The sequence below is a fragment of the Streptomyces lydicamycinicus genome, assembly GCF_000829715.2.
Taxonomy (GTDB): Bacteria; Actinomycetota; Actinomycetes; order Streptomycetales; family Streptomycetaceae; genus Streptomyces; species Streptomyces lydicamycinicus.
The window spans coordinates 179,650-193,762 of the sequence record NZ_BBNO01000004.1; the positions used below are offsets into that span (position 1 = coordinate 179,650).

Here is a 14,113-nt window from a genome sequence, read left to right on the forward strand (position 1 = left end):
CCCTTGCCACTTGCAGACCTCGTCATTACCTTCACCGCGACCCATACCTGATGAGCCGTCAGACGCCGGATGGACCAGGAGTCGCCGATGCCATGTCCCGCGCTGCCCGACGGGTTCGACTTCACCGATCCCGACGTCTACCAGTCCCGCGTTCCGCTCCCCGAGTTCGCCCAGCTGCGGCGGACCGCGCCCGTGTGGTGGAACACCCAACCGCACGGCATCGCCGGCTTCGGTGACGACGGGTATTGGGTCGTCACCCGTCACCAGGACGTCAAGGAAGTGTCCACCAAGCCGGAGATCTTCTCCGCGAGCCTCAACACCTCGATCATCCGGTTCAACGCGGCCATGACCCGTGACCAGATAGACGTACAGAAACTCATCATGCTGAACATGGACCCGCCCGAGCACACCAGGGTCCGGCAGATCGTCCAGCGCGGCTTCACCCCGCGCTCCATACGGGCCCTGGAGGACGCGCTGCGCCACCGGGCGGCGCAGATCGTCGCCGAGGCGCGCCGGAACGGCACCGGGGACTTCGTCACCGATGTCGCCTGCGAACTCCCCCTCCAGGCCATCGCGGAACTCATCGGCATCCCCCAGGACGACCGGGCGCGCATCTTCGACTGGTCGAACAAGATGGTCGCGTACGACGATCCCGAACTGGCCATCACCGAAGAGGTCGGCCTGAACGCGGCCACGGAGCTGATCTCGTACGCGATGAACCTTGCCGCGGTGCGCAAGGAATGCCCGGCCAAGGACATCGTCAGCCAACTGGTGGCGGCGGAGCACGAAGGGAACCTCGGCTCCGACGAGTTCGGCTTCTTCGTGCTGTTGCTGGCGGTGGCCGGCAACGAGACCACGCGTAACGCGATCACGCACGGGATGCATGCCTTCCTCACCCATCCCGGCCAGTGGGAGCTCTACAAGCGCGAGCGTCCCGAGACGGCGGCCGAGGAGATCGTGCGGTGGGCGACCCCGGTGGTCTCCTTCCAGCGCACCGCCACCCAGGACACCGAGCTGGGTGGCGTGAAGATCAAGAAGGGCCAGCGGGTGGGGATCTTCTACTCCTCCGCCAACAACGACCCGGAGGTGTTCGACCGCCCCGAGGTCTTCGACATCACCCGGGACCCCAACCCCCACCTGGGATTCGGCGGCGGTGGCCCGCACTTCTGCCTCGGCAAGTCGCTCGCGGTCCTGGAGATCAACCTGATCTTCGGCGCCCTCGCGGACGCCATGCCCGACATCTCCCTGGCGGGCGACCCGCGCCGGCTCCGCTCGGCCTGGCTCAACGGCGTCAAGGAACTCCAGGTTCACTACGGTTGACGGCGGCGCCGCTGCGCAAGGCTGCGGCAGCGGAGACGACCGGCATACGGGCGGGACGCTCACCCCGATCGCGTGGGGTGGGCGTCCCGCCGGTGCGTGGCCCCATGGGCGGCCGTGGCGCTTCTCCACCTGCCCGTGGTAGCCGCTGACCGCCACCCGGTATGCACGAAGACGTGCCGGGGGAAAGCCGGACCAGCGGTATGTCCGAAACCAGTTCCTCCCTCAACCTTGCCAGCCGTCATTGGCAGACTTACATTCAACTCGCCAGTAACAACTCGGCAGTTCACCCTCCGGCGCGCGCTCGTTCCGCACCGCCCGCGCCCGAGCCGCACGCTCCCCCCTGCGCTCACCCCGGCCTCTCCGCGCGCCCTCCGCACCACGCGCCACCCTGCGCCCCACGCATCCCCCCACACGTTTCGACACGTGCGCTCCACCGCTCTTCGAAGGGGACATACCACTATGAAAGATGCACACGGCAGACCTGTCACGGGACGCATCAGCTGGCGGAAGTTCGCCGTGCTGTCCGTCCCGGCGCTCGCCGGCACCGCCGCCCTGGGCATCGCCCTGGCCAATGGGGCACTGGCGGCGTCATTCGCCGTCTCGGGACAGCAGTTCAAGGTCTCCGCGGACAGCCTCAAGGGCGACGGCTTCGCCCAGTACGGCAGTGTGGACACGAACGCCAGGGGAGATCTCCTGCCGGTCGCCGTCACCGCCATCAAGACCGCCCAGCTGGACCATCTGTGCCAGTCGGTCGTCACTCATCTGCCCGTCGTCGGCGATATCTCGCTCAACCTGAGCGCCGGTACGGGCAGCACGCCCGTCGAGGCCACCGATCTGTTCGTGGACGCCACCCAGCTCTCCGGCAACGCGTCCTTCCACGGGATCGAGATCGGCCGGGACGCCTCCACCCTCGACAAGGGACCGGACGGCGCCCAGGGCATGCAGGACCTCTTCGCCCAGCAGGCCGATGACGTCAGCATCAGCAAGCTGCGGCAGACCGCCTGGGCCACCAACGCGGGGACCTTCAAGCTGTCCGGTCTGAGCATGAAGATCTCCAAGGGCAAGAAGGAATGCTTCTGACCTGGCGGCGCTGGCGGCGCGGACGGCCCTTCTGGGGCGGTCTGCTGGCCGTCGTCGCCGGCGCCGAGATCTGTGCCATCCCCCTGGCACCGCTGAAGATCATGCTGCAACAGGGGATCGCCGGCATCCCGTCGGTCCTGATGGGGCTGGTGATGATCGTGATGGGGCTCTCGGCGTGGTTCGCGCCGTATTACCGGGGCCTCGCGGGCGTGCTGACCGTGCTGTGCGCGGCGGCCGCGCTGGTGATGTCCAACCTCGGCGGCTTTCTGATCGGCACCGTCATCGGCATCCTCGGCGGCTCGATGATCTTCGCCTGGCAGCCGGTCGCCCCGACGGAACCCGAAACCCCGGAGGCGCCCGGGACCGCGCCCGCGCCCTGCGAGCACTAGGGCGTCCGCCACGCCCGGCCCCCGTACACCGTCCGCCCGTACGCGTACCCCACGCCTTCGTCCGCGTACGGGGCGGACCGCTGCCCGTACACCTCTCCTCCGGCACCACACCCCTCAGAAGGAGAACCACGATGACGATGTCGCACCCCACCCGTCGTACGCCCCGTCAGCGCGCCTTACGCACCGCCGGCACCGGAGTCGTCGCGGCGCTCGGCCTGGCGCTCGCCGTGACGAGCCCCGCGACCGCCCAGCCGTCCGGAACGCCGTCCGCCGCCGCGTTGTCCACGACCGTGAGCCCCGCCGGTCACGGCTTCACCGCCACGCTCAGCGGCAAGGCCACCTTCAAGGCCGGTTCGGTGACCGTCACCTGTAAGACCTCGGTCTCCAGTGGGCAGGTCCCGGCGGCGCCCGGTAACCAGAACCCGGCCGGGCCGGTGAGCAGTTCCACCACCCCGGCGTCCTACGGCTCCTGCACGACGAGCATGCCGGGCGTCGGCGCGACCGTCACCACGACCGGCACCTGGGGCGTGGCCATGCAGTACGGGACGCCGGTGACCGCCGGACTGACCATCCCGGCCGGCGGGTTCGTGCTCCAGACCAGCGGGCTGGCGTCCTGCACGGTGACGGCGGCACCCACCTCGGCGGCAACGGTGAACGGCAGTTGGACCAACGGCGCGCCGTCCACCCTCACCTTCACCAACGCGTCGGTGCCGGTGAAGGTGGTGGGCGGTTTCGGCTGCCCGACCAGCGCGACCAGCTCGACGTTCAACGCCGCCTACACGGTGAGCGACACCACCGATCCCGCCTCCCAGATCACCGTCACCGGCTGAGCGCCCGCTGAGCCAGGGGTGACGGCCGTTCCCCGAGCGGGCGTCACCCTCTCAGCGTGCGCTCAACCCGACGGCCGCCATGGTCACCAGCGCGACCACGGCCACCGTGCCGGCCAGGAGCCCGGTGATCAGCCGGCGCCGCAGGGCCCGGTAGACGCCTTCGTATTCGGTCCGCAAAGCGGCGCTGCGGGCCGCGATGCGCTCCAGGTAGGCCCGGGACGTCTCGCGCTGGTCCTGGCAGTAGCGCAGCTCCACTTCCCGCCGCTGGGTATCGGTGAGCCAGGGCAGGCCGGCGCAGAAGTCCGCCGCGCGGCTACGTGCCCGGTCCTTCTCCGCCTCCCAGAGGAGAAATCCCTCGATCTCGTTGACGGCCTGGTCCAGCTGCATTTCCGCGGCCCTCCGCATTCCTCCACCACTCCCCGTCCCGGCGGCCTTCCGCATGTCTTCGCCCATCCGCGTGCCCTCGCTCATGTGCGTGCCCCGATTTCGGTGGCGGCGTCCTCGGCGTCCGCCATGGCGGCGATCCCGTGCGCGATCTCCGGGTGGTGCAGGTCGAATGCCGGGGATTCGGAGCGAATGCGCGGCAGGGTGCGGAAGTTGTGCCGCGGCGGCGGGCAGGACGTCGCCCATTCCAGCGAGCGGCCGTATCCCCAGGGGTCGTCGGTCTCGACCTTCTCGCCGTACTTCGCGGTCTTCCAGACGTTGTAGAGGAACGGCAGCAGGGAGAGTCCGAGGAGGAAGGAGAAGAGGGTGGAGACGGTGTTCAGGGCAGTGAATCCATCGGCGGCGAGATAGTCGGGAATGCGGCGCACCATACCTTCCGCGCCGAGCCAGTGCTGGACGAGGAAGGTGCCGTGGAAACCCACGAACAGCGTCCAGAACGTGATCTTGCCGAGCCGCTCGTCCAGCATCTTGCCGGTGAACTTCGGCCACCAGAAGTGGAAGCCGGAGAACATCGCGAAGACGACCGTACCGAACACCACGTAGTGGAAGTGCGCCACCACGAAGTACGAGTCGGAGATGTGGAAGTCCATCGGCGGCGAAGCCAGGATCACACCGGTCAGACCACCGAACGTGAAGGTGATCAGGAAGCCGATCGCCCACAGCATCGGCGTCTCGAAGGACAGCGAGCCCTTCCACATCGTGCCGATCCAGTTGAAGAACTTCACACCGGTCGGCACCGCGATCAGGAACGTCATGAACGAGAAGAACGGCAACAGCACACCGCCCGTCACATACATGTGGTGCGCCCACACCGTGACCGAAAGACCGGCAATCGAAATCGTCGCCGCGATCAGACCGATGTAACCGAACATCGGCTTCCGCGAGAACACCGGAATGACCTCGGAAATGATGCCGAAGAACGGCAGCGCGATGATGTACACCTCGGGATGACCGAAGAACCAGAAGAGGTGCTGCCACAGCAGCGCCCCGCCATTGGCCGCATCGAAGACATGCGCACCGAATTCACGGTCCGCCTCCAGCGCGAACAGCGCCGCCGCCAGCACCGGGAAGGCCAGCAGCACCAGCACACCGGTCAGCAGCACGTTCCAGGTGAAGATCGGCATCCGGAACATCGTCATGCCGGGTGCCCGCATGCAGATGATCGTGGTGATGAAGTTGACCGAACCGAGAATCGTGCCGAACCCGGAGAAGGCCAGACCCATGATCCACATATCGCCGCCGATGCCGGGGGAATGCACCGAGTCGGACAGCGGCGCATAGGCGAACCAGCCGAAATCGGCGGCCCCTTGGGGCGTCAGAAATCCTCCGACGGCGATCAGCGAACCGAAGAGATAGAGCCAGTAGGCGAACATGTTCAGCCGGGGAAAAGCGACATCGGGCGCGCCGATCTGGAGCGGCATGAGCCAGTTCGCGAATCCGGCGAACAGCGGCGTCGCGAACATCAGCAGCATGATCGTGCCGTGCATCGTGAACGCCTGGTTGAACTGCTCGTTCGACATGATCTGGTGGCCGGGGCGGGCCAGTTCGGCGCGCATCACCAGGGCCAGCAGACCGCCGAGGCAGAAGAAGGCGAACGCGGTGACCAGGTAGAGCGTGCCGATCGTCTTGTGGTCAGTGGTCGTCAGCCACTTCACGGGAAACTTCATGCCCGGTAGGTGTCCGGAGCCGTCGCGATCCTCACCGGCGCGGGGGACGAGACGGGGTGGCAAGTCTCACCCCGGAGGGTGTGAAGATCGGGGCCATGCCGGACACCAAGGGTTCATGAGCACGGACGACGCCTTCGCCGAGGCCTATCGCGCGCACTACTGGGCGGTCAGCCGCTTCGTGGCGCGGCGGCTGGACGGGCAGGCACACGAGGTCGAGGAAGTGGTGGCGGAGGTCTTCTCCATAGCCTGGAGACGCCGCACCGAGCTCCCCGATGCGCCGCTGCCCTGGCTGTACGGGGTGGCCCGGAACTGTCTGGCCAACACGGTGCGGGGGCTGAGCCGTTACCGGCGGCTGCTGCACCGGCTCGGCAGTCACGAGGCGGCGCACCGCCCGCAGACCGTGGAGAGTCCGGACGCCGAGCGGCCCGGCTCCTGGGTGCACGAGGCGCTGGCCCGTCTCTCCCCCGCCGACCAGGAGGTGCTGCGGCTGACGGCCTGGGAGGAACTGACCATCGAGGAGCTGGCGGTGACCCTCGGCTGCGGTCAGAGCGCGGCGGCCATGCGGCTGCACCGGGCGCGCGGCCGGCTCCGTACCCAGATCGAGCGGATGCGCCAGCGCGGCGGCGCCCGGTCCGACGCGCCCCCACCACCGCCCGAGGCGCCCCCCTCGCCGGAACCGGCACCGCGCCCGGCCGCTCCCCGTCCCCTCACTTCCCACCCCGTACCGACCCGAGCGGGAGGCCGCCGCCATGACTGAGGAACTGGAGCTGCTGCGCCAGGCCGACCCCGTCTCCGCCGACGAGGGGCCCTGGCGCGACCGCCCGCTGACCGCACGGGCACAGGCCCGGCTGGCGGCGCTGACGGCCGGTGCCGAGCCGCGCGGCCGCCCGCGTCCCCTGCGCCGGCGCCCCCTGCTGATGGGCCTGGCCGCCGCGTCGACGGCCGCCGCCGCGGCCGTGGTGCTCACCTTCTCCGGCGCCGGCAGCAGCCCCGCCGTCGCCGCGCCCGTCGCGCTCCCCCTGCACGCCGACGCGCCGTCCGTGTCCCTGGACGCCCTCGCCCGCAGGGCGGAGGCCAGGGCGCGGGCGGCGGGCCGCGAGGACGGGCCGCGGCGGGGCAGCCACCTACAGAGCTGGTACATGAGCATGGAGTCGGGCCCGGACGCCGCGCCCCCCGTGACCGTGCCCGAGGAGCGCATCACCAGCTGGAACGACGACGGCAGCGGCTCGGAGCTGGTCGTGGCCACCGACCCGCGGCACCCGGGCCGTCCGGTGATCCACGACAACGACGGCACATGGCAGACCGTCCGCGACGGCAAGGTGCTGCACCGCAAGACCTACCCGGCGGGCTCGGAGGCCCGGCACAGCGGGCTGGCCGCCCGGACGAAGCCCGCGACGGACGCCGACGAGCTGCGCGAACAGCTCTCCTGGCTGTACGGCGGGGCGGACGGCACCAGCACCACACCGCAGCTTCTGTCGGCGCTCTCCTCGTTCCGCCAGGAGTGGACGCCGGGACCGCGGGAGACGGCCGCCGTCGTCCGGATGCTGGCCGATGCGGACGGTCTGCGGCAGGCGGGGGTGGTCACCGACCGGCTGGGCCGGCGCGGGCAGGCGTATGTGTACGACGGCCCGGACGGCGCGACGAACTCCACCCGCCAGATGGTGATCCTCGATCCGCGGACCGGCGGCCTCCTGGGGCTGGAGATCACCTTCACCAAGGACGAGCCGGAGTTCAAGATCAAGTCGGGGGAGGTCATGTCGTACGAGGCGTGGATGCCGTGAGGCGACGGCGGTCACGGCGGCCCGGAGCATGCCGCCGGGGTGCCGGGCCGGGGCGCCCCCGAGTGGCGGGGCGGGCGGTCATGGCTGACCCTTGAGGGAACGCGACGATCCACCTCGGCGCGGCGGTGCAGTATGGCCCGCCGCGCCGTTCTCCTGTCCGGCCGCGCCGGCTCCCCGGCGCGTGGCCCACGTCACAACGGGCCGATGGTTGCAGCGGATCTTCGCGATATGGATCACAGCAAGCGGTGTCCCAAAGTGTTTCCCGAAAGGGCGTTTCCCCTGCAAGGAGCGGGTATACGGCCGACTGCGCGGTCGTCCGCGCACCGTCCGTGATGATCCGGTCTGCCCCTATGGTCGACCTTTGCCCGTCGCGTCATGACGGGCTCTGCCCGCCTCCCCACGGCGGGCGATGTCATGTTGTCGTCCAAGAGAGCGCAGGCGAGCGAGCACGTGCCGACGCAGTCCCCCGTCGTCCCCGGGCCCCGTCACCCCGTCGGCAGTCGAGCGGACGCGGCATCCGGTCCCCCGCAGGACCGCGCCGCGGATTCCACGCAGCACACATCGGGCGAGGTGACCGTCGTCGACCCGGCGATGGTCAAGCGTGCGGTGTCGGCCGCGGCCCTCGGCAATGCGATGGAGTGGTTCGACTTCGGCGTGTACAGCTACATCGCGGTCACCCTCGGACATGTCTTCTTCCCGTCCGGGAATCCGACCGCGCAGTTGCTGTCGACGTTCGGAGCGTTCGCGGCGGCGTTCCTGGTGCGGCCCATCGGCGGCATGGTCTTCGGGCCGCTCGGTGACCGGATCGGCCGGCAGAAGATCCTCGCGATCACCATGATCATGATGGCGGCGGGCACCTTCGCCATCGGTCTGATCCCGTCCTATGCCTCCATCGGCGTCGGCGCGCCGATCCTGCTGCTCGTCGCCCGCCTGGTACAGGGCTTCTCCACCGGTGGTGAATACGGCGGCGCCTCCACCTTCATCGCCGAGTACGCGCCGGACAAGAAGCGCGGATTCCTCGGCAGCTGGCTGGAGTTCGGCACCCTGGCCGGCTACGTCGGCGGCGCCGGCCTGGTCACGCTGATGACCGCGCTGCTGTCCACCGAGGACCTCAACTCCTGGGGCTGGCGCATCCCGTTCCTGATCGCCGGACCGATGGGCATCATCGGTCTCTACCTGCGGATGCGGCTCGAAGAGACCCCGGCCTTCGCACAGTTGGAGAAGGAGGCGCGGACGAAGGAGAAGGCGCGCCGCGAGGCCGAGAAGCGGATCGGCATCCGCGAGATGATCTTCGGTCAGTGGCGGGCGCTGCTGCTGTGCGTCGGGCTGGTCCTGGTCTTCAACGTCACCGACTACATGCTGCTGTCGTACATGCCGAGCTATCTGACCTCGGAGCTCAAGTACGACGAGACGCACGGACTGCTGGTCGTGCTCGCGGTGATGGTCCTGATGATGGGCGTCCAGCCGTTCGCGGGCCGGCTCACCGACCGCTTCGGCCGCCGTCCGGTCATCGGCGCGGGCTGCGTCGGCTTCCTGCTGCTGTCCATCCCCGCCCTGCTGCTGATCCGGCAGGGGTCGCTGGCCGCCATCGCGCTGGGCATGGGCGCGCTGGGCCTGCTGCTGGTCACCTTCACCGCGGCGATGCCGTCCACGCTCCCCGCGCTGTTCCCGACCAAGGTCCGCTACGGCTCGCTGTCGATCGGCTTCAACGTCTCCGTGTCGCTCTTCGGCGGGACGACGCCGCTGGTGGTCACCGCCCTGATCGGCGCGACCGGCAACAAGATGATGCCCGCCTACTACATGATGGCCGCGGCCGTGATCGGCGGTATCGCCGTCCTGCTGATGTCGGAGAGCGCCCGTAAGCCGCTGCCCGGCTCCCCGCCGGCCGTCGAGACCGAGGCCGAGGCGCAGGAGGTCCGGCGCGCGGCGCGCGGCGCGGCCAAGGCCGACGCGGCGGTCTGATCCGCGGACTGCCCCAGGCGTAGCAGGGCCCGGTCGGATGCTTCCGGCCGGGCCTTCGGCGTTCCCCGGGCGGGGGCAGGAACCGGCCACGCCCCCGTCGCCGTCTGTGTCGCTGCCGATCACTTGACCGGCGGCGGTGAACGGGGGACGAGGATGGGCCTGGCTACGGGCGCGGGGGCGGCGCGGATCACGGGGCGGCGGCGCGCGCTGCTGGTGGTGCTGATGTTGCTGGCCGTGCAGCTGGTGTCGCTGGCCAGACCGGCGTACGCCTGTGGTTGCGGGGCGATGGTGCACGATCCGAAGACCACCCTGGCGGTGGACCGCGAGACCTCGGTGGTGCGCTGGGACGGCCGGTCCGAGCAGATCGTGATGAGCCTGACGGTGAACGGCACCGCCCCGGACGCCGCGTGGATCATGCCCGTGCCGCACCGGGCCACGGTGGAGCTGGGCGACCCCGGTCTCTTCGACCAGCTCGCCGCGCTGACCGCACCGGCCGTCGAGCGACGCCACCACTTCTGGCCCCGGGGCGGCGACTGGCCGTTCGCCGGGGACGGCGCCGGGGACGGCGCCCCGGCTCCGGGCGCCCGCGGCCCGGGGGTCGGGGTGGTCGGCCGCGAGCGCCTGGGCCCCTTCGACGTGGCCCGGCTGACCGCCACCGACCCCGCGGCGTTGCGCAACTGGCTGAAAGCCCACGGCTTCCGGCTTCCCGACGCACTGGCCACCGAACTCCGCCCATATGTGGCCCACCGCTGGGAGTACGTGGCGATCCGTCTGGCCCCGGCCACGGCACACCGCCCGCTGACCGGCCCCCTCGAACCGTTGCGGCTGTCCTTCGCCAGCGACCGGCTCGTCTACCCCATGCGGCTCTCCCGTCTCGCCAAAACACCGCAGTCGCTGGGGCTTTATGTCCTCGCCCCGCACCGGATGGAGCCACGCAGCGCCCTCGGCGGCACCGATCCCGAGGTCTTCTTCGCGGGCCGGATCACCCCCGTGGGCGCCCTGCGCGAACTCGGCGGTACCAGGCGCACGTTTCTGACCGCGCTCGACCAGACCTTCCCGCAGCCCCGGCGCATCACCGGCGACCACGAACTCGTCCGCGCCGCCGAAGACACTCCGTTCCGGCGGATCACCTACACGTCCGCGCTCCTGAGGGTGGCCGGTATCCCGGCCTGGGTACTGACGGTCGGCGGCACGCTGCTGCTCCTGGTGGCGGCCACGCCGCTGCTCGTACTGCGCAGCCGCCGCCCGGTGCCGCCGCCGCGTCCGCTGCCGCCGCCCCTGACGTGACCGTGCCCACGGCCGGGCGGGTGCCGCCCGGCCGTGGCACCCTGCCCTGACCTGCGCCCCTCGGACACCGTGCGGCACGATGGTCGTCATGAGCATCGTGAAGATCAACGTTCTGACCGTGCCCGCCGAGCAGCGCGAGGTCCTGGAGCAGCGCTTCGCCGCCCGCGCCGGGACCGTGGACTCCTCGGATGGCTTCGAATGGTTCGAGCTGCTGCGTCCCGTGGAGGGCACCGACCAGTACCTCGTCTACACCCGGTGGCGGGACGAGGAGTCGTTCCAGGCGTGGATGGAGGGGCCGATGAAGGCCGCGCACCAGCAGGGCGGCCCGGCCGGGGGCGGGGAGCGGCCCAAGCCGGCCGCGTCCGGTTCCACGCTGTGGTCCTTCGAGGTGGTGCAGCAGACCGGGCCGAAGCAGGGCTGAGCGGCACCGGCGGCGTCACCCGAAATCCGTTGCGCGGGGCCCCGGCCCGGCCGTGACAATGGCGCCATGAGTGACGCCGCCACCCTCCGCCTCCCCTGGGCCGTCTCGGCCGAACCGGTCGGCTCGCCGGACGCCGCGGCGCTGCTGCGCGACTACTACACCGAAGTGGCCGACCGCTACTTCGCGCTCCACGAGGACCGCCGCTCGACGGCGGCGGAGATCGACGAGGGGCTGGCGGAGTACCCCAGCGCCGATCTGGCCCCGCCGGGCGGGGTGCTGCTGGTGGCGCGGCACGGCGAGGACGTGGCGGGCTGTGCCGGGGTGCGGCTGCTGGACGCGCGCACCGCGGAGCTCAAGCAGATGTTCGTACGGGCCGCCTGGCGTGGGCGGGGCGGCGCGGGTGCGCTGCTGGGGGCCGCCGAGACGGCCGCGGTGCGGCTGGGCGCGGAGCGGATGCGGCTCGACACCCGGCGGGATCTGGTGGAGGCCGTCGCGCTCTACCGGCGGCACGGGTTCGAGGAGATCGAGCCCTACCACGACGATCCCTACGCGGAGATCTTCTTCGAGAAGCGGCTGGCCGGGGGCCGTTGACGGTCCGGGGCAGTCATCGGTCCCATCTCGCCGCCGGCCGGGCTCACTTCGCCAGGTCCGGCGGGTGGGGCGCGGGCGGCGGGGTGCGCGGCACCGGCGGCCGGGCGTCTCCGTTGTGCGGCTCCTCCGCGTCCGAGCCGCACAGCTCCGCCGTCAGCTCGTGGACGAGTTCGGTGAGATCGGTGGGCCGGTCCCTGGTCCACCAGTCGCCCAGCATCTCCGCGAGCGACTCCTGACGGGCCGCCGCGAGCCGCTCCGCGGTGTCCCGTCCGTGGCCGGTGAGCAGCAGCAACAGCCCTTCGCGGGTGGCGAGTCCGCGTACCTCCAGCTGTCGGACGCTCTCGGTGATCACGCCCAGCGGCACCGTGCTGCGTTCGGCGAGCAGTGCCGGTTCCACCGAGCCGTACCGGTGAATGCGCAGGATCAGCCAGGCGGCGGCCGGTTTGAGGTCCAGTCCGGCCCGTGCGGCGATCTTCTCGTAGATGTGCTTACGGCCTTCCCGGCTGCCGAGGGTGGACAGGGCGCGGGCGACCTCGTCACGTGAGGACCGCTCGACGGGGTTGGAGGACAGCACCTGGCTGGTGTCGGGCGCGGTGACACTGCTGCGCAGCGGCTCCTCCTTGAGGAACCAGGCCAGCGCGAAGGCCACCAGGACGACCGGGACGGCGTAGAGGAAGACATCGGTGATGGAGACGGCGTAGGCGTCCAGGACACCGGCCCGCAGCCCGGCCGGCAGCCGGGCCACGGTCCGCGGGTCCTCGGCGATCCGGGAGGGGGCGATACCGGGCGGCAGTTGCTGCCCGGCGACGGCGTCCGCGATCCGCGGGCCGAGGTGGCCGGCGAATACCGTGCCGAAGAGGGAAACACCGAACGAGCCGCCGATGGAGCGGAAGAAGGTGGCGCCGGAGGTGGCCACGCCCAGGTCCTGGTAGGGCACCGCGTTCTGCACGATCAACACCAGCACCTGCATGACGAGACCGAGTCCGAAGCCGAAGACGAAGAAGCAGGCGCTCATGCCGGCGACCCCGCTGCCCCGGTCCAGCTGGTGCAACAGCAGCAGACCGAGCGCGACGACACCGGTGCCCGCGATCGGGAAGACCTTGTAGTGGCCGGTGCGGCTGACGATCTGCCCGGAGCCGGTGGAGGCCAGCAGCATGCCGATCACCATCGGCAGCATGTGCACCCCGGACATGGTCGGGCTGATGCCCTGGACGACCTGGAGGAACGTCGGCAGATAGGTCATCGAGCCGAACATCGCGAAGCCGACGACAAAGCCGATGACGGCGGTGAGCGAGAAGGTGCGCAGCCGGAACAGGCGCAGCGGCAGCACGGGTTCGGCGGCCCGCCGCTCGATGCCGAGGAAGGCGCCCAGCAGGGCGAGGCCGAGGACGCCGCACCCCACCACCTGCCAGGACGCCCAGGGGTAGGTGACGCCGCCGAACGAGGTCATCAGCACGAAGCAGGCGGCGACCGCGGCGATCACCACGGTGCCCAGGTAGTCGATCCGGTGCCGGGTGCGGGGGCGCGGGATGTGCAGCACGGCGGCGATGACGGCGAGCGCGACGATGCCGACGGGGAGGTTGATGTAGAACACCCAGCGCCAGCTGAGATGGTCCACGAACAGCCCGCCCAGCAGCGGGCCGAGGACGCTCGCACCGCCGAAGACGCCACCGAACAGGCCCTGGTACTTCCCCCGTTCGCGGGGCGACACGATATCGCCGACGATCGCCATCGACAGCACGATCAGCCCGCCGCCGCCCAGCCCCTGGAGGGCCCGGAAGGCGATCAGCTCGCCCATGTTCTGCGCGATGCCGCACAGCACCGAGCCGATCAGGAAGATGACGATGGCGGTCTGGAAGAGCTTCTTGCGGCCGTACTGGTCACCGAGCTTGCCCCAGAGGGGCGTCGCGGCCGTCGCGGCCAGAAGGTAGGCGGTGACGACCCATGAGAGGTGGTTGAGGCCGCCGAGGTCGCTGACGATGGTGGGCAGCGCGGTGGCGACGATGGTCTGGTCGAGCGCCGCGATGAGCAGGCCGAGCAGCAGCGCGCCGATCGCGACGAGGACGGTCCGCGGGGACCGGTCCTCGCCGGGGGCGGCCGGAGCACCGGTGTCCTGCGCCATGAGCGTCTTCCTCCGTTCCGGAGCGTCCCGTGCGGTGCGCGGGACACGGAGCGGCCGGTGCGGTACCGGGCCCTCCGTCCCGGTCCGCCGCCGGCCGCCCTTGCCGTGCTGCCTCTCCTTCGGACTTCTTCCATCCTGGGCGGTTCCGCCGGATATGGCCCGCCGAGCGGCGCTCGGCATCAGGGGTCTCCCGGAGGACACCCGGGGTATGCCGGGCGG

13 protein-coding genes are annotated in these 14,113 nt (G+C 70.6%); 10 read left to right on the forward strand and 3 right to left on the reverse strand.

Annotated features, from left to right (window positions below; genetic code table 11):
- Positions 1-87 precede the first annotated feature (87 nt).
- From TU31_RS14015 to TU31_RS14030, 4 genes are all read left to right on the forward strand, one after another.
- Positions 88-1,320 carry a cytochrome P450 gene (locus TU31_RS14015; RefSeq protein ID WP_042155395.1) on the forward strand — a complete coding sequence of 411 codons (1,233 nt, stop codon included), beginning with the start codon at positions 88-90 and terminating at the stop codon, positions 1,318-1,320.
- 459 nt (positions 1,321-1,779) lie between these two features.
- Positions 1,780-2,400, forward strand: a complete 621-nt coding sequence (locus TU31_RS14020) for a DUF6230 family protein (protein WP_042154234.1) — start codon at positions 1,780-1,782, stop codon at positions 2,398-2,400.
- Positions 2,391-2,789: a DUF6114 domain-containing protein gene (locus TU31_RS14025; RefSeq protein ID WP_042154236.1), complete on the forward strand. Its 399-nt coding sequence runs from the start codon at positions 2,391-2,393 to the stop codon at positions 2,787-2,789. Before TU31_RS14020 ends, TU31_RS14025 begins: the two co-directional genes overlap by 10 nt.
- A 131-nt stretch (positions 2,790-2,920) precedes the next feature.
- Positions 2,921-3,619, forward strand: coding sequence for a hypothetical protein (locus tag TU31_RS14030; protein ID WP_052718935.1), 699 nt, complete (start codon positions 2,921-2,923; stop codon positions 3,617-3,619).
- A gap of 51 nt (positions 3,620-3,670) precedes the next feature.
- Here the strand turns inward: TU31_RS14030 and TU31_RS14035 are convergent, their stop codons facing one another.
- Positions 3,671-4,006, reverse strand: coding sequence for a hypothetical protein (locus TU31_RS14035; RefSeq protein WP_107070685.1), 336 nt, complete (start codon positions 4,004-4,006; stop codon positions 3,671-3,673).
- Positions 4,007-4,086: 80 nt separating this feature from the next.
- Positions 4,087-5,730: an aa3-type cytochrome oxidase subunit I gene (ctaD, locus tag TU31_RS14040; RefSeq protein WP_045867314.1), complete on the reverse strand. Its 1,644-nt coding sequence runs from the start codon at positions 5,728-5,730 to the stop codon at positions 4,087-4,089.
- A gap of 115 nt (positions 5,731-5,845) precedes the next feature.
- Between ctaD and TU31_RS14045 the strand changes: the two genes are divergently transcribed.
- The 6 genes from TU31_RS14045 to TU31_RS14070 all read left to right on the forward strand — a co-directional run bounded on the left by TU31_RS14045 (position 5,846) and on the right by TU31_RS14070 (position 11,772).
- Positions 5,846-6,487 carry an RNA polymerase sigma factor gene (locus TU31_RS14045; protein WP_042154240.1) on the forward strand — a complete coding sequence of 214 codons (642 nt, stop codon included), beginning with the start codon at positions 5,846-5,848 and terminating at the stop codon, positions 6,485-6,487.
- Positions 6,480-7,511: a CU044_5270 family protein gene (locus TU31_RS14050; RefSeq protein WP_042154242.1), complete on the forward strand. Its 1,032-nt coding sequence runs from the start codon at positions 6,480-6,482 to the stop codon at positions 7,509-7,511. Before TU31_RS14045 ends, TU31_RS14050 begins: the two co-directional genes overlap by 8 nt.
- A gap of 450 nt (positions 7,512-7,961) precedes the next feature.
- A complete protein-coding gene (proP, locus tag TU31_RS14055; RefSeq protein WP_042154244.1) occupies positions 7,962-9,473 on the forward strand; it encodes a glycine betaine/L-proline transporter ProP in 1,512 nt (503 codons plus the stop codon).
- A gap of 153 nt (positions 9,474-9,626) precedes the next feature.
- Entirely contained in the window at positions 9,627-10,760 is a 1,134-nt protein-coding gene (locus TU31_RS14060; protein ID WP_245698537.1) for a DUF2330 domain-containing protein, read from the forward strand.
- Positions 10,761-10,848: 88 nt separating this feature from the next.
- Positions 10,849-11,181, forward strand: a complete 333-nt coding sequence (locus TU31_RS14065) for an antibiotic biosynthesis monooxygenase family protein (protein WP_042154246.1) — start codon at positions 10,849-10,851, stop codon at positions 11,179-11,181.
- A gap of 66 nt (positions 11,182-11,247) precedes the next feature.
- On the forward strand, positions 11,248-11,772 hold the full coding sequence (locus tag TU31_RS14070) for a GNAT family N-acetyltransferase (RefSeq protein WP_042154247.1): 525 nt from the start codon (positions 11,248-11,250) through the stop codon (positions 11,770-11,772).
- Positions 11,773-11,815: 43 nt separating this feature from the next.
- On the opposite strand, the gene TU31_RS14075 is transcribed toward TU31_RS14070, so the two are convergent.
- On the reverse strand, positions 11,816-13,894 hold the full coding sequence (locus TU31_RS14075) for an MDR family MFS transporter (protein ID WP_042154249.1): 2,079 nt from the start codon (positions 13,892-13,894) through the stop codon (positions 11,816-11,818).
- Positions 13,895-14,113: the final 219 nt, after the last annotated feature.